Below are 18761 nucleotides of genomic sequence, written 5' to 3'. Positions count from 1 at the left end.
CCGGAGCGGCCGGCGCGGATGTTGAACCCGTATTCGAAAAGAACGACAGTTTTGCATTGGCAGGGAGCAACGACAAACGGCGCCAACCGTCTCTTCGACGATCGGCGCCGCTGAATGCAAGAGTCCCAGTTTACCGCATCGGCCCGAAACGTGGATTGCGGTTCTTCGGAAAAACCGATGCGAAAACGGGACGCTGGATCATCGGACCGGATATGATGGTCCGATGATCTGGCGTGACTTCAGGCCGACCAGGCGGCGTACCAGGTCTTGAAGAGCTCCAGCTGGGTCTTGGCGTAATGCATCTGGCCGCGGCTGAGCGCGTCCGAGGCATTGAAATGCAGCTCGTATTCGGGGTTGCCTTCGAGGACCATCAGGTACTTGTAGAACAGCACGAGGTCCGGCCCCTCGTCGAAGCTCGACAGGACCGCGAGCGCGCTGTCGAGCTCGAGCGCCTTCTGGCGCGCGGTGACATCACCCTTCGCGGCCTGCTCGCACAGGGAGACGAGCTTGAGGACGGGCTTGGGCAGCACGTTGCCGATGCCGGTGATCGCGCCGCTGGCGCCGCAATTCACGAAGCCATGGAAGACCTGGGTATCGACGCCGACCATCAGCGTGATGTCGTCGGACTGGCCGGTGATGTTCTCGGCGGCATAGGTCAGGCTCGCGGCGCCGCCGAACTCCTTGAAGCCGATCAGGTTCGGGAACTTGTCGCGCAGCTGGAAGAACAGCTCGGCGCGGGTTTCGAAGCCGTAATAGGGGCTGTTGTAGATCACGGCCGGCAGGCCGTTGGCAGCCTCCAGGATCGCCATGAAATGCGCCTGCTGGGCCGAGGCCGAGGGGCCACGCGAGAGCACGCGGGGAATGACCATCAGGCCTTTCGCGCCGACCTCGCTGGCATGGCGGGCGAAAGCCGCCGCGCGCTGCGTGTTCTGGGCGCCGGTGCCGACGATCACCGGCACGCCGGCGGCGGCGAGGCGCGCGACGCCTTCCTGACGCTCTTCATCGGTCAGCAGCGGCCAGTCGCCCATCGAGCCGCAATAGACCACGGCCGACATGCCGGCCGCGATCAGCTCCTTGCCCTTGCGGACGAGCGCATCGAAGTCCGGGCTCCGGTCCGCCCTGCACGGCGTCATGAGAGCCGGGATAGTGCCGGTAAAAACATCCGAAGCCATGAGAATTTCTTTCGTTTCCAGGAAGCTCGAGTGATCGGGAAGTTGGTTCGGCCCGCTCCGACGGGACATCCGCCGGAGCGTTTCGTGTATCTGCAAGTCAGGCCAGTCACTGCAGCACCCCTGCCTCCCGCGCAAGCCCGGGAAGCAGAGGGCGCTGCTCGTCATCAGGCCTCGTAGGCGAATGGGTCGTCGACAGAATGGGCGGGCTCGGTGAACCAGTGCACGCCGTCCTCAGCCATGTAGGCGATATCCTCGAGGCGCACGCCGAACTCGCCGTAGATGCAGATCATCGGCTCGATCGAGAAGCACATGCCAACCTGGAGCGGCGTCATGTTGCCCTTGACCATGAAGGATTCCTCGTGGACGTCGAGGCCGAGCCCATGGCCGGTGCGGTGCGGCAGGCCGGGCACCTTGTAGCCGGGGCCGAAGCCCGCCGCCTCGATGACGCCGCGCGCGCCGTAATCGACCGCCTCGCAGGGCGCGCCGAGCTTGGCGGCAGCGAAGCCGCCGAGCTGCGCCTTCTTCTCCAGCTCCCAGATCTCGCGCTGGCGCGCATTGGCCTCGCCGAAGATGTAGGTGCGGGTGATGTCGGAGCGGTAGCCGCCAACCTTGGTGCCCATGTCGATCAGCACCATGTCGCCATCGGCAAGCGTCTGCGGGTAGGGCACGCCATGAGGATAGGCGGTCGCCTCGCCGAACTGGGCGGTGCCGCTGGTCCAGCTCATGCCGAGCTTGCGATGGGCGCGGCCGAGGAAGTCGATCGTCTCGGTGGTGGTCACGCCGACCTGGAGCGCGCGGGCCGCGGCCCGGTGTACTTCCATGGTGATGTCCATGGCGCGCTGGATCAGCGCGATCTCGGCCGAAGACTTGAGCTGCCGGCAGGTCGCGGTGATCGGGCTGCCGCTGGTGAAGCTGTAGCGGTTGCCGGCCTTGCGCAGGCCATCGACGATGAAGAAGGGCGTATGCGGATCGAGCGCGACCTGGCCGCTCTCATAACCCATGCTGCGGATGGTCTCGACGACGAGCGCGGTCGGATCCTCATGCTCCTCCCAGCAGCGCACGTCGTCGCCGAACTTCATATACTCGCGCGTCTTCGGCTCCTCGAAGGCCGGGCTGAGATAGACGATCTCGCCCTCGACCGGGATGATCGCGCCATGCAGGCGCTCCGTCAGGTTCAGTGCGATGCCGGTGTAATAGGCGAGGCTGGTCGAGGTATCGAGATAGAGCGCCTGAAGGCCCTGCTCGCGCAGCAGCGCCTGGGCCTTGGCGATGCGCGCCTTGAATTCGCTGACCGCGATCGGCTCGATGCCGTCGGTCATCGGTTTCAACTTGTCGAGCTCTTCCGCAAAGCTCGATCCGCCCACGCCGATCGTCATGTTCCTAGTCCTCGCAGCTGCAGTGATGGCCAAGTGGTCAAAGGGTTTCGTCCGCGTCGTCGGACGGCAGAAGGAGAAGCAGGTCCTGCTTGACCGCGAGCACATGCTCAAGCGTCAGGCGGGCGGCACCCTCGGCGTCGCCCTTGCGGCAAAAGTCGAGCAAGGCGGCATGCTCCTGCTTGGCGCGCGCCGTCGCCCCCGCCGACATGGCAAGCTGGACGCGGGTGTAGCGGTCGGTGTTGACGAGCAGCATGCGCACGAGCTCGAGCGTCTGCGAGCGCCCGGCCGGGCCGTAGAGCGAGAGGTGATATTCGGTGTTGAGTTCGCCCCAGGCATCGACATCGCCATTGCTGATCGCGGTCGCATAGTCGGCGAGGATGCTCTCGGCAGCGGCGAAATCGCCCAGCTTCAGATGGGGAACCGCGCGCCGGATCAGATCCGGCTCCAGCATGGCGCGCAGGTCGAAGAGCTCCGCGATATCGGCGGCGGAGAGCGCGGTGACGACGGCGCCGCGATGCGGATGGATGGTGACGAGCCCCTCGGCGGCAAGCTGACGAAAGGCCTCGCGGATCGGAATCCGGCTGATGCCGAATTCCTTGGCGAGAGCATCCTGCCGCAGCGCCTCGCCAGCCGAGACCGTTCCGCTCAGGATACGCCGCCGCAGCTCGGCCACCGCAGCACCGGCGATGGTGTGGCGGAACTGCGGAAGCCGCGAGCGCGATGGCTGAACATCGGTCATGGGCACGGAACCTCACTGCGCCTGGCGGCGCTGCACCAGGAGGCCGGACGCTCGTGACCGCCAAGCTAGCCCCCAAAAATCCGCCGAAGAAAAGCGGAAGCGAGGCCGGTCTGTCAATTGGATAAAATCGCCATTATGCAATTACGGATCGGCGCGAGCCGTGAAACAAACGAGCCATGGTGCCGGCTGAATACCTGCAAGTGACTGCAGGATGACGCTTTTTCGTACCGGAAGCTTCTTCGCCCCCCAGCCGCACTGAGCCTGGCACAGGGGCGCCCTGCACTGGCGAGGGGACCAGCGGCCATTGCGCTCGCCTAACCTCCCGCATCTCGACCAGCTCGCGCCGGCTGCCGGCGCCCGGAGACCACGTCATGCGCGGAATGATCGTCGCGGCACAGCCGGAAGCCGCCGAAGCGGGGGCCGATATCCTGCGCCGGGGCGGCAATGCGGTCGATGCCGCGATCGCCTGCGCCTTCAGCCAGGGTGTGGTCGACCCGCAAATGTGCGGCATTGGCGGCTTCGGAGCGATGCAGATCAGCATGCCGAAGCGCGGCGTGCATACCGTGCTGGAATTCCTGGCGCTGGCGCCCTTCGCGGCGAACGCGGAGATGTGGGCCGACCGTTTCGTCGGCCAGACGCGGGACGGCTTCGTCTTCCTGCTCAGCGACCATGCCAATGAGCTCGGCCATCTGGCCGCCGGCACGCCGGGCAACGTCAAGGGCTATACCGAGGCGCTGGCGCGCTTCGGCACGATGGAGCTCAAGGACGTGATGGCGCCGGCGATCCGGCAGGCGCGCGCTGGCTTCATGGTGCGCCCCTATGTCCATTATTACTGGACGATCGACCAGCGCGGCGCAGGCCAGATCAATACCGAGGACAAGCTGCGCCATAGCGAGACAGGCCGGGCGATCTATTTCCGCCCCGACGGCACGCTCAAGCGGCCCGGCGACATCGTCGCCAATCCCGATCTCGCCCGCACACTCGAGCGCATCGCCGCGGCGGGCCCCGAGATCTTCTATACCGGCGAGATCGCCGATGAGATCGCCGCCGACATGGCAGCCCATGGTGGGCTGATCACCAGGCGCGACCTCGCCGAATATCGCGTGCGCGAGAAGGCGCCGGTCTGGGGCTCCTATCGTGGCCTCGGCATAGCCGGCAATCCGCCAGCGGCGGGCGGCGTCTCGCTGATCGAATTGCTGCATATCCTGCAGGAGTTCGAGCTCGGCAGTCTGGCCCATAACTCGGCCGAGCATCTCACCATCCTCGCCGAGGCGATGAAATGGATGACGATCGATCGCGACGCCCATATCGGCGATCCGGATTTCGTCGATGTGCCCGTCGAGATGCTGCTCTCGCAGGCTCATGCCGCCGCGCACGCAGCGAAGATCAAGGCGGGAGTGAAAGCCCGGGTCCCGCGCTCCGAGCTGGCCAAGGACCCGCCGGACACGACCGTCACCTGCGTGATGGACGAGCAGGGCAATGCGGTGACGATCACGCATACGCTCGGCCAGCCCTCGGGGGGCATCACCTCCGGGCTCGGCTTCATGTATAACGGCTCGATGAGCGGCTTCGACCCGCGCCCCGGCCGGGCGGGCTCGATTGCTCCGGGCAAGGCGCGCGGCAGCGCGATGGCGCCGACCATCGTCTTCAAGGACGACAAGCCGATGCTGGCAATCGGCGCGCCCGGCGGCACCTTCATCGTGCCGGCGCTGGCGCAGGCGCTGAGCAACGTCATCGATTTCGGGATGAGCATGGCCGAGGCGGTGGCGGCGCCGCGCATCGTCTGCCTGAGCGACACGATCGACGTCTCAAACCGCGTCGAGCGTCGGGTGACGGACACGCTCCAGGCGCAGGGCTATGCCGTCGCGCGCTCGTACCAGTCTTTCGCCTTCGGTGCGCCCCATGGCGTCAAGATCGAGGGCGATGGCTGGACCGGCGGGGCCGATCCGCAGCGGGACGGCATGGCCATCGGAGTTTGATCGGGCGCATGGCCGATATCGGCGCCCCCGGCGCCATCGATCCGCCCGGAAGGAAACGCGCGCCATGCAAAGGCACTGTCAGGCTTCGGGCCAGGACAGTAAGGCAGCATGAACGACCCGGCGGGCCGTTTCCGGCGGGACGCCGCCTTTGGCCTGCACCGCCAGGCCCTGGATGAGCGAGATGACGAAAGAGGCCGCGTCGTCGCTGGTCATGCCCGACGGGAGCGGGGCAGCTGCCATCGTCTCTTCAAATCGATCACGCAGCCGCTGCCTGAAGAGCTCGCGGCCACGGATGAGCTCCTGCCTGATCGGCTCGGAATCCGTGGAACCGGCCAGCGCGGTGTTGAGCTCGAGGCAGCCTACGGGATTCACCCGACCGCCATGCAGCTCGACGATTCCATCGAGCAGCCGTTCCGCGATCCGGCGTGGCGTTGGCTCCGCGAGCGCACCATGTCGAAAATCCAGAAAGTCGCGCTGATAGCGTTCGACGACGCGCCAGAACAGGGTCTCCTTGTTGCCGAAGGCCTTGTAGAGGCTTGATTTCGTCAGCCGCGTCGCGTCCATCAGGTCGCTCAACGACGTGCCCTCATAGCCCTTCTCCCAGAACAGCCGAAGGGCTGCCTGCAAAACCTCGTCTTCATCAAACTCCCGGGGACGGGCCATCGTGCTCCCTCATACGCTCGTCCCGCGATTATAGACCAGTTGGTCCCGATTCCAACTTTACTCGTTTGGGACCAGTTGGTACATAACGCCGCGCCGGTGCCAGAGCCGGCGTTCGCACAAAGCAGAGATGGAACCGAGCGTGACGCGTCGGCGCGAATGCTGTCGCGCGTGATAATGTACCAATCGGTCCCTAATTCTGCCCTTACACCTAGGAGCCGCAATGACCAACGCCGTCATCGATTGCATTCTGAGCCGGACCGCCGCCAAGTACTACGACCCTGCCGCTGCCTTGAGCGACGAGCAGATCCACGAGCTGGTGCGGATCGGCACCACAGCGCCGACCTCGTTCCATTTGCAGAACTGGCGCTTCATCGCGGTGCGCACGCCTGAGGCAAAGGCCCGGCTGAGCCCGATCGCCTGGAACCAGCCGCCGATCACAGAAGCTGCCGTTACCTTTATCGTGGTTGGCCAGCTGGCCGATTCCAGCGTCGTGCCGGCGCGCCTGGCTCCGCTGGTGGAAGCGGGCATCATGCCGGCGAAGATGGTGCCGGAATGGGAAATCCCGGCACGTGGTCTCTATCAGGATTACCCGCAGCGCCAGCGCGACGAGGCCGTGCGCACCGCGACGTTTGGCGCAGCGGCGATGATCTATGTCGCCCGCTCCTGGGGCCTGGGTTCGACGCCGATGATCGGCTTCGATGACGTAGCGGTGCATCGCGAGTTCGGGTTGGCCAAGGACGAAGTGCCGGTCCTGCTCCTGTCGGTCGGGCCGGAGCGGCCGGGAAACTGGGCGCAGAAGCCGCGCCGTCCGGTCTCCGAGGTGCTGCACCTCGTCTAATTCGGACCTTCCGTGAAATCAGCGATTTATGCAGGTTGAGATGACAAGAACCGTATTGCCGACGCCGGACCAGGTACCGGCCGAGTCGAAGCCGACGCTCGATGCGTTCACCAAGACCATCGGTTTCACTCCCAACATGATGGCGGCCTTCGCGAAGAGCCCCATCGCATTCAACGCATGGGCCAACCTTCTCGGCTCCCTGAGCAAGGCACTCGACGTGCGGACGCGGGACAGCATCGGCCTCGCCGTTTCCGAAGTGAATGGCTGCGATTACTGCCTGACGGTTCACAGCTTTACAGCCGAGCACATGGCCAAGCTGCCCGCCGATGAGGTCCTCCTCGCCCGGAAGGGTCGTGCGACCGACCCGAAACGTCATGCCGCCGTCCAGTTTGCCCGCAAAGTCATCGAGACCCGAGGGCAGGTCAGCGAGGCCGACCTGAATGCGGTCCGCGCTGCCGGGCACACCGATGCGAACGTGATGGAGATCGTCGCGCTGGTGGCGATGTACTCGCTGACGAACTTCTTCAACAACGTGTTCGATCCCGAGAAGGACTTCCCCGCCGTCGCGCCGGCCGGCACGATCTGAGCGATATTCGATCACATGGACTGTCTCCGACCGCGAGACGTTTCATGTGATGGGTGCGTAACGCGAAAGCCCAGATGCCCCTGGACCTTGGGAACCTGTCTGGGCTTTCGTCCGCGTGCCGGGTCAGACCCTGAAAGGGGAGCACATCTCGATTTCGGGTAACGCAGCCTCTCCACTGGCACCGCCGATCCTGCTGGCACTCATCCAGTCGACACGCTCTGTGGCCGGCTATCGAAACAGGCGTGAAGCAAACGCATCCCGTGAAGATAGACAACGTCCCGATACGACACGCCCTCATGGATATGCCGTACCGCCCGTTCCGACTCAGCTCACGTGCGGTGCGAGGCGATGCTGACCACGATGACGACGGTCAGCATCAGGCAGCTGACGACGACGAGCGCGGTGGACAACGAGACGGCAGACATCACCGCGCTGGCGATGATGATGCCGGTCGCGTTCGCGGTTCGGAGAAGCGCGAAGACCTCCGGACGCTTCTGCGAAGGGGCAAGCGAATCGAGCACGAGCGAATAATAGGTGCCCAGAGGCGCAAGGACTGCGCCGATCAGGACGGCGCCAGCCACCGTGACCGCCAATGAAATCTGGAGCGCGGCGAGAACGGCTCCGACCGCCATGATGGCCAACTGGATGAGAACAGCGCGCCGGCTCGCCATCCGGTTCCGTACGCTGACCCAGATGCCGCCCGCCACAGACGCGCTGCAGAGCGGGACCGTGAACAGGATAGCCAGGGCGGGGGCATATCCGAAGTGCAAGGCCAAGGCCACGGCACCGATCTCGATGGCGGCAACAGTCGCGCTACCCGCCGCCGCGCACATCAACCAGAGCAGGATCGCTGGCCTGATGATCGATGCGTCGGGCTGATGCACGTCTTCCATCGGCGCCGATGCCACGGTTGGGATCAACAGGACGGGAAGGGCACCGAGGCCCGCAAGGGCAAGCACGGCAAATACAGGCGAGATGGTGCCGAGCCCGGACGCAGCGACCGGAGCCAGAACGAAGGTCAACTCGTTGAGCGTGGCCGCGATGCCCAGCGCCCTTGGCAACTTGGCGGCCGGCGCCAGTTGGTTCAGCACCGTCCGCAGATAGCCGAATGCCGCGCCGTTGACCGCCCCCGCCAAGGCCGAAAATGCGACCAGCCAGGCAAAAGGCAGCGAGAGATAGGCGAATAAGCCGACAGCGCCGAGGGCGACAGACCGGAAGGCCACGAGGCCGCGCAGGAACGCCGTCGGCGGCAAGCCTCGCCCGGCCCGCGTGATCGGAACCGCTCCGATGACCTGGGCGAGGGTCATGGCCAGGATCATCGCCGCGCCGCCATTGGTGTCACCGGTAAGCGCCAGGGCGACCAACGCAAAGGCAACCGGTCCGGCCGCCTGCGGAACCGTAAACATCGCGGACGAAATGAACCAGCGATACAGCAAGGCTGCGCTTGATGTCCTGATTGCCGACGTCGCCATGCACCAGCCCTGAAGAATGGGCCGGGCCGTTCCCGGACATTGCAATCCCGTGCGGGGATCGAGGACGTTGCCTCGCGGACCTGATGAGCAATCCACAGGTCGCTGTCAATCCGATCCTTCGAACCTCACGGCCTTGTCCCGGCGCCACGCGCGAGCGGCAGCCCAACGTCGCGCGCGTGGCAATGAATGACTGCTTCGGCTCCGCCGCGCGCCCGCTTACCCATTCTTACTCAACGCCGCGCACAAGCCGATTGAGCAAGGCCACGGTCTGTTGTCCTTGCCTCCCAACAAGAACGATCGGGGAGGATTGACGATGACGGGATGCTCGGGTGGCTAGCTCGCGCCGTGCGCCTTCGCCGCCGAGAGCGCTTGCGAGGTGCGACCTCCGTCGATCGGCCTTGCCGCAATCATCGCTCAACCTTCGATCCGCCCTTCAGGCACTCGGCCGCCAGTCCGATCCGGACTGAGCCCGACATCCTATCTCGACCAAGGAGAGCTCTCGTGAACTATCGGCGTCTCGGTTCCAGCGGAATGCGGGTCTCGCGCCTGTGCCTCGGCGCGATGATGTTCGGCGACCAGACCGCGGAGGACGAGGCGCAGCGCATCGTCGCCCGCGCCCGCGAGGCCGGGGTCAATTTCATCGACACCGCCGACAGCTACACCAGGGGGCGCTCCGAGGAGCTCGTCGGCCGCGCCATCAAGGCCGACCGCAACGACTGGATCCTCGCCACCAAGATCGGCGCGACCATCGATCTGTCCCGGCCGAACCGCGGCGGTCTCGGCCGGCGCTGGCTGATGCAGGGCGTCGAGGAGAGCCTGAAGCGGCTCGGCACCGACCATATCGACCTCTACTACCTGCATATGGACGACCGCGCCGTCGCCAGCGAGGAGATCGTCGAGACGCTCGGCGACCTGATCCGCCAGGGCAAGATCCGGCACTGGGGCGTTAGCAATTTCGCGAGCTGGCGCATCGCCGAGCTGGTCAGGCTTTGCGGCCTCGTCGGCACGCCGAAGCCTGTCGCCGGCCAGCCGCCCTATAACGCCATGACCCGCATGGCCGAGGTCGAGTACATCCCGGCCTGCGTCAATTACGGCATCGGCGTCGTGCCCTATAGCCCGCTGGCGCGTGGCGTCCTGACCGGCAAGTACCGGCCGGGCGTTGCGCCGGGCGCCGACACGCGCGCCGGCCGCAACGATCCGCGCCTGCTCCAGACCGAGTTCCGGCCGGAATCGCTCGCCATCGCCGAGCGTATCCGGGCCCATGTCGAGGCACGCGGCGGCAGCATGATCGGCTTCGCGCTCAACTGGGTCCTGGCCAACCCGGCCGTTCCCGCCGTGATCGCCGGGCCGAAGACCGATGCGCAATGGGCCGATTATATCGTCGCGCTCGACGAGCCTTTCGGCGCCGAGGACGACGCCTTTCTCGACACTCTGGTGCCGCCCGGCCATGCCTCGACGCCTGGCTATACCGACCCGCTCTATCCGGTAACCGGACGCGGGACCGGCCCTGGCCGAGCCGCCGCATGAATGTCTCCGCCTCGGCGCGCCGCCAGCGCCGCAACGCCTTGTTCTTCCTGGCGCCGGCGGCCTGCGTGCTGATCCTGATCTATCTCGGGCCGATGCTCTTTGCCTTACGGGCGAGCTTCACGGCCTGGATCTTCACCAGCCCCGGCAGCGAAAACATCTATGTCGGGCTGGAGAATTACAGCGACGTGCTGACCAGCCCGGAGCTGTGGTCGGCGGTGCAGGTCACGCTGATCTACGCCTTCGCCTCGATCTGCTGCGGGCTGACGCTCGGCACGATCTTCGCGCTGCTGCTCGACACGCAGTTCTATGCCCGCTCCTTCTTCCGCTCGATCATGATCATTCCGATGGTGATCACGCCCTCGGTGATCGGCATCTTCTGGAAGCTGCTCTACGAGGAGGATTCCGGCGTCTTCAACACGGCGCTGCGCGGGCTCGGCCTGCCCGGCTTCTCCTGGCTAGACCTCGCCATGGCCCTGCCCTCGATCATCCTGATGGATGTCTGGCAGACGACGCCCTTCTTCATGCTGGTGATCCTCGCCGGACTGCAGGCGCTCGACCGCAACACGGTCGATGCGGCCAAGGTCGACGGCGCCACCGCGCTGCAACTCTTCCGCTACATCACCTTGCCGCATCTCGTGCCTTACATGCTGATCGCGACCTCGTTCCGCGCCATCGCGGCGATGGGCGATTTCGACAAGATCTGGCTGCTGACCGGCGGCGGCCCCGGCGACAAGACGACGACGATCACGATCTTCGCCTACAAGACCGGCTTCTCGGCCTTCGATATCGGCCGCACCACCACGATCGCCTGCATCTTCGTCGTGATCGTGCTGGTCGCAAGCTCGCCGCTGCTGATCCGTCTGTTCCGCAGTGCTCTGGAGGATCGCGGATGAGCAGCGGCGATCCCCAGCAGACGGGCAAGGCCCGCATGGCGGCGATGACGGCGCTCTGGACCATCATCGCGCTCGTCTATCTCTTCCCCTACACCTGGATGGTGCTGACCGCCTTCCGCCAGCCGGTTGACACGCTGGCGATGCGCTTCGTCTTCACGCCGACGCTCGACGGTTTCCGCACCATCTTCATCGACAGCAATTTCCAGCTCTACCTGCAGAACAGCCTGCTGACGGCGATCCCGACGACGATCCTCGTGCTGCTGCTCGCGGCGCCGGCCGCCTACTCGCTCGCCCACCTGAACAAGCGCAGCAAGCTCTTCCTCGGCTCGGTCCTGGTGGCGCGCATGGTGCCCGGCATCGCCATCCTGATCCCGCTCTACCTCGCTGCCTCTCGGGCCGGGCTGCTCGACCGGCGCATGACGCTGATCGTGGTCTATTGCGCCTTCAACCTGCCCTTCGCCGTCTGGCTGCTGCGCGGCTTCTTCCGCGAGATCCCGAACGAGCTGCGCGAGGCCGCGATCGTCGATGGCTGCTCCGAATTCCAGGTCTTCTGGAAGATCATGGTGCCGCTCGTCGGCGGCGGGCTGGTCGCGACCAGCGTCTTCGTCTTCATCGGCGCCTGGAACGAGTTCCTGTTCGCGCTGGCGCTGACCCAGTCCAACGCCGCGACGGCGCCGCTCGCCGTCATCGGCTTCCGCAACGAATACGGCGTGCAATGGGGCGCGATCGGCGCCGCCGCCGTGATGATCTCGACGCCGGTCGTCGCCTTCGCCGTCGTCATGCAGAAATACCTTGTCCGGGGTCTCACCATGGGCGCGGTCAAGGGATGAGACGGGAGCGCCGCATGGCCTTCCGACAAGAACCTGTTCCAGGGAGGGACCAACCATGAACGGCATCGATCGACGTCAATTCGTCGCCGGCAGCCTCGCCGCCGGCACGCTCGCAGCCTCCGGCCCGGCCTTCGCCGCCGACGCGCTGCCCAAGACCTATGCGGGCACCACGCTGAACGTGCTCTCGCGCACCAGCCCGCCCTTCGATCCCACGATCAAGATCGGCGAGGAATTCACCGAGGCGACCGGGATCAAGCTCCAGGTCACCCGCATCGCGCCGAGCGACCATTACGCCAAGCTGATGCTCGACTGGTCGAGCGGCACCAATTCCTATGATCTGAGCCTGTTCGTCTACCAGTGGAAGAACGACCTGGCGCCCTATCTCGCCGATCTCTCCTCGCTGGCCACGGCCGTGCCGGGCGCTCCCGCGCTCGATCTCGACGATTACGCGCCGAAGGTGCTCGACATCTACGGCCGGCACGAGGGCAAGCTGGTCGGCCTGCCGATCCTCGGCGACGTCGCCTTCCTGCTCTACAACACTGCCGCCTATGCGACGAAGGGCATCGAGGCCAAGGCCCCGACGAGTTGGGACGAGGTCGCCACGCGCAGCAAGGCGCTGACCGGGGACGGCAATTACGGCTACGCCCTGCCCGCGGGCAAGACGCCACAATGCTACGTGATGTGGTCGCTGCTCTACCACGCCTTCGGCGGCACCTATGTCGACGCCAACGGCGTGCCGGATCTCGGCGGCGAGGCCAGCGTCAAGGCGCTCAAGTTCATGGCCGAGCAGTTGCAGCCGAGCAGCCCGCCCGGCAACCTGACCTGGGACTATAACGAGGTGCTCAACAGCTTCTCGACCGGCAAGTCGGCACACGCGATCATGTGGGCGGGCGGCCTCGCCGCGCTCGCCGACCCCGCCAAATCGCAGGTGGCCGGCAAATTCGCCGCCGCCTCCCCGCCGTCGGGCGCGCTGCTCGGCGGCACCTCGATCGGCGTCAACGGCAAGGCCAAGAATCCGGAAGCGGCCAGGCTCTATGTCGCCTGGATGACCTCGAAGGCGATCGCCAAGCGCAATGCCGAGAACGGCCTGTCGCCGGCCCGGCTCTCGCTCCTCGACGATCCCGACCTCGTCAAGAAATACCCGCACTACCCGGCCGTGCGCGCGGCCTTCACCGGCGAGACCTTCGGCTACATCCCGGTCAAGGAGGCCGAGCAGATCCTGCTGATGGTCGCCGACGAGGCCAATGCCGCCTGCGCCAAGACCAAGACACCGGAAAAGGCCGCCGCCGACCTTCAGGCCAAGGCGACGCAGTTCATGCGCCGGCGTGGCTACATCAAATAGGTCGCGCTCGAGCTCTCGGGCGAAAAGTCGAGCTGATGATGATAGGCGGTCGCTCGCGCAAGCGGCGGCCGCATGCCTGGTGGATGTCAAGCCAGCGCAACTGTCCGGCACGGGGTCCTCACGTGCCGAATCCTGGTCTAGGTTGGGCTTATCGATCGTCGGCGAGCCCAGGAAAACCGTCTTGTTTCATTGCAGAGCGAAGGTCGGACAAATGCGCGTTCGCCCCTATGCTGGCGAATGCCAATGACCGCCACGCTGGATGAGAGAGCGGGGACCCATCGCCGCCGGGATGCGTCAGCGACCCTGGCCGCGCGCATCGTCGAGCATATCGCCTCGGAGAATCTCGCCGCCGGGACGCATCTTGTCGCCCAGGACCTCGCCGAGCGCTTCACCGTGTCGCGCTGGCCGATCAATGGCGCGCTAAAACTCCTGCTCGACAAGGGGCTGGTCGAGCATCGTGCCAACCAGGGCTATTTCGTCGCCTCCTCCTCGATCCGGCGGGCCGAGGATGCCGGCCTGACCACGCTGGACCACCTCTCGGCGGCCTATTTCAAGATCGCCGAGGACCGGCTCGACGGCGCCTTGCCCGACCAGGTCTCGGAGACCTATCTGCAGAAGACCTACGGGCTGTCGCGGACATCCCTCTCCGAGCTGATGAGCCGGATCGCCCAGGAGGGCTGGGTCGAGCGGCGCACCGGCTATGGCTGGATCTTCTCGCCGGTATTGGCCACGCCCGAAGCGCTGGAACAGACCTATCACCTGCGCATCGCGATCGAGCCCGCCGCCATTCTCGATCCCGGCTTCAGCTGGAATGCCGAGACCAGCCGGCAATTGCGCGCGACCGAGACGCGCCTCCTCGCCGGGGCGATCGAGACGATCCCGCCGGCCGAACTCTACGACCGCGGCGTGCGCTTCCATGAAGCGATCGTGGGCGCGTCGCAGAATCCCTTCCTGCTCGATGCTCTCAGGCGGGTGAACCGCATCAGGCGCCTTCTGGTCTATCGCTCGATGATCGACAGGGCCCGCTATTATCGCCAGGCGCAGGAGCATCTGCAGATTCTCGACCTGCTGGACCAGGGCCGCCAGCAGGAGGCCGCCGAGGCCCTGCGCACACATCTCTTGTCGGTGACGCTGACGCATCGGGAGAGCCCGGAACTGTTCAAGCGCTGACGCCCGGACCCGGCGTCACGCTTCTCGGGCTCGATCTGTATTGCATGTTTTGGATGAAACATGCAATGAAGAGACTTGCTGCATCGGATGCGGCTAAGGGCTGCGGAAATTCGCCCGGAAGAGCGAGCGATTGGGAGAGACGACGATGATTTCACGGCGCATGTTCCTCGCGGCCGGTGCAGCCACGCTGACCTCAGGCCAGGCGGCACTGGCCCAATCGGGCTATCCCGACCACAACATGCGCCTCGTCGTCGGCTATCCCGCGGGCGGCGGCGTCGATATCGTCGCGCGGCTCGTCATCGACCCGATGCGGGACGCGCTCGGCCAGCCCGTGATCGTCGAGAACCGCGCCGGGGCCGCTGCCATGATCGCGGCGCAGGCTGTCGCCAAGGCCGGCAGTGACGGCCATACGCTGCTGATGGCGGCAGCGGGAGAGATCGCGGTCAACAAGCATCTCTACAAGGAGAAGATGACCTATCAGCCCGAGACCGAGCTGGTGCCGATCGCGCTCGCCGGGATCGTGCCCTGCCTCGTCGTCGTGGCCGACACCTCGCCGGTGCGCACGCCGGCCGATCTGATCGCCTATGCCAGGGCCAACAAGGGCAAGCTGACCTATTCGTCCTCCGGCGTCGGCAACCCGCAGCATCTCGCCGGCGAGCTGATGAACAAGATGGCCGGCACCGATGTCCAGCACGTGCCCTATCGCGGCTCGACCCCGGCGGTGACGGATATCGCCGCGGGCGCGGTCACGATGAGCTTCAGCAGCCTCGGCGCGGCGCTGCCGCTGATCCAGGCCGGCAAGATCCGTCCGGTCGCGGTCACCTCGCGCGAGCGCATGCCGCAACTGCCGGATGTCGCGCCGCTGAGCGATGCGCTACCCGGCTACGAGTTGCTCAACTGGTTCGCGATGTTCGCGCCTGCCGCGACGCCGCAGCCGATCCTCGCCCGCCTGACCGATGTGATGCCGAAGATCATGCAGCGGCCCGACATCAAGGAGCAGCTGGCGATCCAGGGCATCGTCTCGCGCAACATGAGCGATGCCGAGCTGCGCGCCTTCGTGCGCTCGGAATCGGACAAGTTCGCCAAGATCATCCAGGACGCCAACATCACGCTCGGCAATTGAGGGCGATCCGGCCATGTATCGTATCGACATCCTGATCCAGGGCTTTCCCGGCAAGGCCGTCTGCCATGGCGGGCTCGGCTGGAGCACGATCGCGCTGCTGCGCTCGGCCGATCGGACGATCCTGGTCGACGTCGGCTCGTTCGGCATGCGCAAGCCGCTGGAGAAGCAGCTCAAGGCACATGGTGTCGCGCCGGGCGACGTGACCGATGTCGTGCTGACGCACGCGCATTACGACCACTCGGTCAATTTCGTGCTGTTCGACAAGGCGACGGTCTGGATCGGGCGCGAGGAGCTGGACTGGGCGAGCGCGCAGCCGCCCGGCTTCAATCCGCTCCCCGAGCTCTATGTCGACGCGCTCGCGTCGGAGAGCCGCGTAAGGCGCGTCGCCTCCGGCGAGGAATTCCTGCCGGGCATCACCGCCATCGCGGCGCCCGGCCATACGCCGGGCTCGCTGATCTTCCATCTGACGGCCAATGAGACGCCGGTGATCTTCACCGGCGACGCCGCCAAGAACCGCGCCGAGCTCCTGTCCCGCGCGGTCGATGCGAGCGAGGACGACGCCGCCAGCACGGCCTCGATCGAAGCGATCTGGGCACTGTGGAAAGCGGTTCCCGGCACGCTGCTCATCCCCGGCCATGATCTCAGCATGTTGCTCGATGAGGCCGGCCGGCCCGTCTATGTCGGCGAGCGCGAAGCCGGCATCCGCGCCTGGTTCTCGGAGACGCTCGAGGACACCTCCCTGATCAACCTGAACGGCAAGGCCTGATGTCCGACGCAATCATCCCGCACCAGCAACTGCTCACGCTCGCGACCGGCGCCCTCGCCGCTGCCGGCCTGCGGCCAGACGATGCGGCTGCGACGGCCGAGATCCTGGTGCTCGCCGACATGTTCGGCCTGCGCACGCATGGCATCAGCCGCGTCATGCAATATGCCGAGCGGGTGCGCGTCGGCGGCATCGACATCGCCGCGGAGGTCGCGGTCACCCGCGTCGCGCCGGGCCTCGCCAGCGTCGACGGCCGGAACGGCATGGGGCCGCTGGTCGGCGCCCGCGCGCTCCAGGCGGCAAAGGAAGGCGCTGCCGCGGTCGGCATCGGCGCCGCCTTCGCACGGGGCAGCAATCATTTCGGGCCGATCATGCCCTATGCCTTCCTGGCGGCGCAGGAGGGCTACGCCTCGATCATCGCCAGCAACGCGACGACGACGATCGCGCCCTGGGGCGGCAAGGAAACCCGGGTCGGCAACAATCCGCTCGGCATCGGCATGCCCAATCCGGGCGGCGAGCCGATCATCCTGGACATGGCGATGAGCGTCGCAGCGCGCGCCAAGATCCGCAGCCTGCTGCAGAAGGGCGAGAGCATCCCGGAGGGCTGGGCGGCCGACAAGGACGGCAAGCCGACGACCGATGCCCGCGCGGCGCTGGACGGCTTCCTGCTGCCGGTCGGCGGCCACAAGGGCTATGGGCTGGCGGTGATGGTCGACCTGCTCGCCGGCCTGCTATCCGGCGCGGCCTACCTGACCCAGGTCGAGGCCTGGGACAAGAATCCGGGCCTCGCCCAGAACCTTGGCCATGTCTTCATCCTGATCGACACGCAGAAGCTCGGCTCGCAGGCCTGGCTGCACGAACGCATGGATGATTTCCGCGAAATCCTGAACAGCACCCCGCCGGCCGACCCGGCCGCGCCCGTGCTGGCGCCGGGAGAGCGCGAGCTGACGATCTATGCCCGTCAGAAGAACGAAGGCGTCGCCGTCGCCGAGGCCGATCTGGCCGCGCTCAAGGCGATGCTGGCCTAGGGCTGCGGGGGCGAGGCCGCCTTGGCTCAACCTTGTTGCCTGGGCGTTGCGAGCTGCGTGCCGGCGGCGGGCTGAACGCGAAAACCACCGGGCTTCCGCTCAGATTGCGGCCGGAACCGTCGACTGCCTGACGATCAGTTCCGGCGGGAAGATCAATGCCGTCGTCGGCGCGGCCTCCCCGGCATCGCCGACCAGGCAGGCGATGGCCGCCTCGGCCATCGCCGCGAGAGGCTGTCTGAGGCTCGTCATCGGCGGGTTCATCAGGCGCGCCAGGAACAGATCGTCGATGCCGACCATCGCGATATCGTCCGGGATCGTGATGCCGTGCTCGCGCAGCCCGGCGGCAAGACCGATGGCCAGCAGATCGTTCATCGCGATCAGCGCCGTGGGGCGCCGGGGCGCCTTCGCGAGCGCCAGAGCGGCGCCGACGCCAAGTTCCGCGATCATATCGTCGCCATAGTCATTCGGCGGCAGCGAGATCTCATGGACAGAGGCGTCCTCGCCGAGGCCGTGCCTCTCGGCCGCCGTCCTGAAGCCTTTCAGCCGGGCGACGCGGGCGGCCGTCTGGGCCGGGCCGGTGACATAGGCGATGCGGCGATGGCCGAGCGTCACGAGGTGGTCGACGGCGAGCGTCGTCGCCATGGCATTGTCGACCGACACGACATGAATGCCCGGCACCGCGGCGCCGGCATCCCCCTCGAACGCGACGACGGAGAGCCCCTTCGACGCGAGCTCGGAGAGATGTCCCGGGTTGAGCAGGGACGCGCCGGTGATGATGCCGCGCACCCCGAGCGCCACGAGATCCTCCGCGAATTCCCGCTCCCGCTTCGGATCGCGGAAGGTGTTGCACAGGATCACCTGGTAGCCCCGCGCCTGCGCGGCCCGCTGGATCGCCATCGCGACCGCTCCGAAGAACGGGTTCGCCACGGCCGGGACGAGCAGGCCGATCGTCGCCGTCTTGCCCGTCTTCAGCTGCAGCGCCACCCGGCTCGGCCGGTAGCGCAGCTCCGTGATCGCCGTCTCGATCCGCTCGCGCGTGGCCGGAGCCATCTTGCCGCGCCGGTCGTTCAGGAAGTTGGAAACGCTGGACGCCGACACGCCGGCGGCGCGGGCCACATCGAGGATCGTCGCCATGGAAGATGCCCTGTTAACCTCCGGTATATCGTTGCACTAAAGCGGGAATTGTGAAAGGTTCGCGCCAGATGGGCACTTCTTATCAACAAGATGCCCGGTCGCAGGGACGGCGAGCAAGGGTTCCAA

17 protein-coding genes are annotated in these 18761 nt (G+C 66.2%); 11 read left to right on the top strand and 6 right to left on the bottom strand.

Annotated features, from left to right (window positions below; all coding sequences use genetic code 11):
* Positions 1-239 precede the first annotated feature (239 nt).
* The 3 genes from EV560_RS21630 to EV560_RS21620 form a co-directional block, all read right to left on the bottom strand.
* A complete protein-coding gene (locus EV560_RS21630; RefSeq protein WP_131857887.1) occupies positions 240-1172 on the bottom strand; it encodes a dihydrodipicolinate synthase family protein in 933 nt (310 codons plus the stop codon).
* A 164-nt stretch (positions 1173-1336) separates the two neighbouring features.
* Positions 1337-2548: a M24 family metallopeptidase gene (locus EV560_RS21625; protein ID WP_131857886.1), complete on the bottom strand. Its 1212-nt coding sequence runs from the start codon at positions 2546-2548 to the stop codon at positions 1337-1339.
* A gap of 37 nt (positions 2549-2585) precedes the next feature.
* Complete coding sequence (locus tag EV560_RS21620) at positions 2586-3287, bottom strand: GntR family transcriptional regulator (protein WP_131857885.1); 702 nt, start codon at positions 3285-3287, stop codon at positions 2586-2588.
* Between the two features lie 371 nt (positions 3288-3658).
* On the opposite strand from EV560_RS21620, the gene ggt reads away from it, so the two are divergent.
* Positions 3659-5266, top strand: coding sequence for a gamma-glutamyltransferase (ggt, locus tag EV560_RS21615; protein ID WP_131857884.1), 1608 nt, complete (start codon positions 3659-3661; stop codon positions 5264-5266).
* 78 nt (positions 5267-5344) lie between these two features.
* Here ggt and EV560_RS21610 read toward each other — a convergent pair whose 3' ends face one another.
* Entirely contained in the window at positions 5345-5929 is a 585-nt protein-coding gene (locus tag EV560_RS21610; RefSeq protein ID WP_131857883.1) for a TetR/AcrR family transcriptional regulator, read from the bottom strand.
* A 220-nt stretch (positions 5930-6149) separates the two neighbouring features.
* Between EV560_RS21610 and EV560_RS21605 the strand changes: the two genes are divergently transcribed.
* Both EV560_RS21605 and EV560_RS21600 read left to right on the top strand, forming a co-directional pair.
* Positions 6150-6767: a nitroreductase family protein gene (locus tag EV560_RS21605; protein ID WP_131857882.1), complete on the top strand. Its 618-nt coding sequence runs from the start codon at positions 6150-6152 to the stop codon at positions 6765-6767.
* Positions 6768-6807: 40 nt separating this feature from the next.
* The gene (locus EV560_RS21600; RefSeq protein WP_131857881.1) at positions 6808-7353 is read left to right on the top strand and encodes a carboxymuconolactone decarboxylase family protein; all 546 of its coding nucleotides are present in this window, start codon (positions 6808-6810) and stop codon (positions 7351-7353) included.
* Between the two features lie 329 nt (positions 7354-7682).
* Here EV560_RS21600 and EV560_RS21595 read toward each other — a convergent pair whose 3' ends face one another.
* Complete coding sequence (locus EV560_RS21595) at positions 7683-8825, bottom strand: MFS transporter (RefSeq protein ID WP_131857880.1); 1143 nt, start codon at positions 8823-8825, stop codon at positions 7683-7685.
* A gap of 501 nt (positions 8826-9326) precedes the next feature.
* Between EV560_RS21595 and EV560_RS21590 the strand changes: the two genes are divergently transcribed.
* The 8 genes from EV560_RS21590 to EV560_RS21555 all read left to right on the top strand — a co-directional run bounded on the left by EV560_RS21590 (position 9327) and on the right by EV560_RS21555 (position 17501).
* Positions 9327-10352, top strand: a complete 1026-nt coding sequence (locus EV560_RS21590) for an aldo/keto reductase (RefSeq protein WP_131857879.1) — start codon at positions 9327-9329, stop codon at positions 10350-10352.
* Positions 10349-11245: a carbohydrate ABC transporter permease gene (locus EV560_RS21585; RefSeq protein WP_131857878.1), complete on the top strand. Its 897-nt coding sequence runs from the start codon at positions 10349-10351 to the stop codon at positions 11243-11245. The genes EV560_RS21590 and EV560_RS21585 overlap by 4 nt, the downstream gene beginning before the upstream one ends.
* Positions 11242-12075, top strand: coding sequence for a carbohydrate ABC transporter permease (locus EV560_RS21580; protein WP_248312155.1), 834 nt, complete (start codon positions 11242-11244; stop codon positions 12073-12075). Before EV560_RS21585 ends, EV560_RS21580 begins: the two co-directional genes overlap by 4 nt.
* Positions 12076-12130: 55 nt before the next feature.
* Positions 12131-13417, top strand: coding sequence for an ABC transporter substrate-binding protein (locus tag EV560_RS21575; protein ID WP_131857877.1), 1287 nt, complete (start codon positions 12131-12133; stop codon positions 13415-13417).
* A gap of 243 nt (positions 13418-13660) precedes the next feature.
* Positions 13661-14587: a GntR family transcriptional regulator gene (locus EV560_RS21570; protein WP_131857876.1), complete on the top strand. Its 927-nt coding sequence runs from the start codon at positions 13661-13663 to the stop codon at positions 14585-14587.
* A 145-nt stretch (positions 14588-14732) separates the two neighbouring features.
* A complete protein-coding gene (locus EV560_RS21565; protein ID WP_131857875.1) occupies positions 14733-15710 on the top strand; it encodes a Bug family tripartite tricarboxylate transporter substrate binding protein in 978 nt (325 codons plus the stop codon).
* 13 nt (positions 15711-15723) lie between these two features.
* The gene (locus tag EV560_RS21560) at positions 15724-16476 is read left to right on the top strand and encodes an MBL fold metallo-hydrolase (RefSeq protein WP_131857874.1); all 753 of its coding nucleotides are present in this window, start codon (positions 15724-15726) and stop codon (positions 16474-16476) included.
* Positions 16476-17501: an Ldh family oxidoreductase gene (locus EV560_RS21555; RefSeq protein WP_131857873.1), complete on the top strand. Its 1026-nt coding sequence runs from the start codon at positions 16476-16478 to the stop codon at positions 17499-17501. Before EV560_RS21560 ends, EV560_RS21555 begins: the two co-directional genes overlap by 1 nt.
* A gap of 99 nt (positions 17502-17600) precedes the next feature.
* On the opposite strand, the gene EV560_RS21550 is transcribed toward EV560_RS21555, so the two are convergent.
* Positions 17601-18635: a LacI family DNA-binding transcriptional regulator gene (locus EV560_RS21550; protein ID WP_131857872.1), complete on the bottom strand. Its 1035-nt coding sequence runs from the start codon at positions 18633-18635 to the stop codon at positions 17601-17603.
* Between the last annotated feature and the right edge of the window lie 126 nt (positions 18636-18761).

This window comes from Allobosea sp. BK604, assembly GCF_004341515.1.
Classification (GTDB): domain Bacteria; phylum Pseudomonadota; class Alphaproteobacteria; order Rhizobiales; family Beijerinckiaceae; genus Allobosea.
Note: the sequence above shows the minus strand (reverse complement) of the source record. Positions and strands in the feature narration are given on the sequence as shown.

Excerpts from the sequence above, each read along its gene's own strand:
- EV560_RS21575 (WP_131857877.1), top strand. The coding sequence starts at position 12,131 with ATGAACGGCATCGATCGACGTCAATTCGTCGCCGGCAGCCTCGCCGCC.
- ggt (WP_131857884.1), top strand. The coding sequence starts at position 3,659 with ATGCGCGGAATGATCGTCGCGGCACAGCCGGAAGCCGCCGAAGCGGGG.
- EV560_RS21570 (WP_131857876.1), top strand. The coding sequence starts at position 13,661 with ATGACCGCCACGCTGGATGAGAGAGCGGGGACCCATCGCCGCCGGGAT.
- EV560_RS21620 (WP_131857885.1), bottom strand. The coding sequence starts at position 3,287 with ATGACCGATGTTCAGCCATCGCGCTCGCGGCTTCCGCAGTTCCGCCAC.
- EV560_RS21605 (WP_131857882.1), top strand. The coding sequence starts at position 6,150 with ATGACCAACGCCGTCATCGATTGCATTCTGAGCCGGACCGCCGCCAAG.
- EV560_RS21555 (WP_131857873.1), top strand. The coding sequence starts at position 16,476 with ATGTCCGACGCAATCATCCCGCACCAGCAACTGCTCACGCTCGCGACC.
- EV560_RS21550 (WP_131857872.1), bottom strand. The coding sequence starts at position 18,635 with ATGGCGACGATCCTCGATGTGGCCCGCGCCGCCGGCGTGTCGGCGTCC.
- EV560_RS21585 (WP_131857878.1), top strand. The coding sequence starts at position 10,349 with ATGAATGTCTCCGCCTCGGCGCGCCGCCAGCGCCGCAACGCCTTGTTC.
- EV560_RS21595 (WP_131857880.1), bottom strand. The coding sequence starts at position 8,825 with ATGGCGACGTCGGCAATCAGGACATCAAGCGCAGCCTTGCTGTATCGC.
- EV560_RS21610 (WP_131857883.1), bottom strand. The coding sequence starts at position 5,929 with ATGGCCCGTCCCCGGGAGTTTGATGAAGACGAGGTTTTGCAGGCAGCC.
- EV560_RS21565 (WP_131857875.1), top strand. The coding sequence starts at position 14,733 with ATGATTTCACGGCGCATGTTCCTCGCGGCCGGTGCAGCCACGCTGACC.
- EV560_RS21630 (WP_131857887.1), bottom strand. The coding sequence starts at position 1,172 with ATGGCTTCGGATGTTTTTACCGGCACTATCCCGGCTCTCATGACGCCG.
- EV560_RS21580 (WP_248312155.1), top strand. The coding sequence starts at position 11,242 with ATGAGCAGCGGCGATCCCCAGCAGACGGGCAAGGCCCGCATGGCGGCG.
- EV560_RS21625 (WP_131857886.1), bottom strand. The coding sequence starts at position 2,548 with ATGACGATCGGCGTGGGCGGATCGAGCTTTGCGGAAGAGCTCGACAAG.
- EV560_RS21560 (WP_131857874.1), top strand. The coding sequence starts at position 15,724 with ATGTATCGTATCGACATCCTGATCCAGGGCTTTCCCGGCAAGGCCGTC.
- EV560_RS21600 (WP_131857881.1), top strand. The coding sequence starts at position 6,808 with ATGACAAGAACCGTATTGCCGACGCCGGACCAGGTACCGGCCGAGTCG.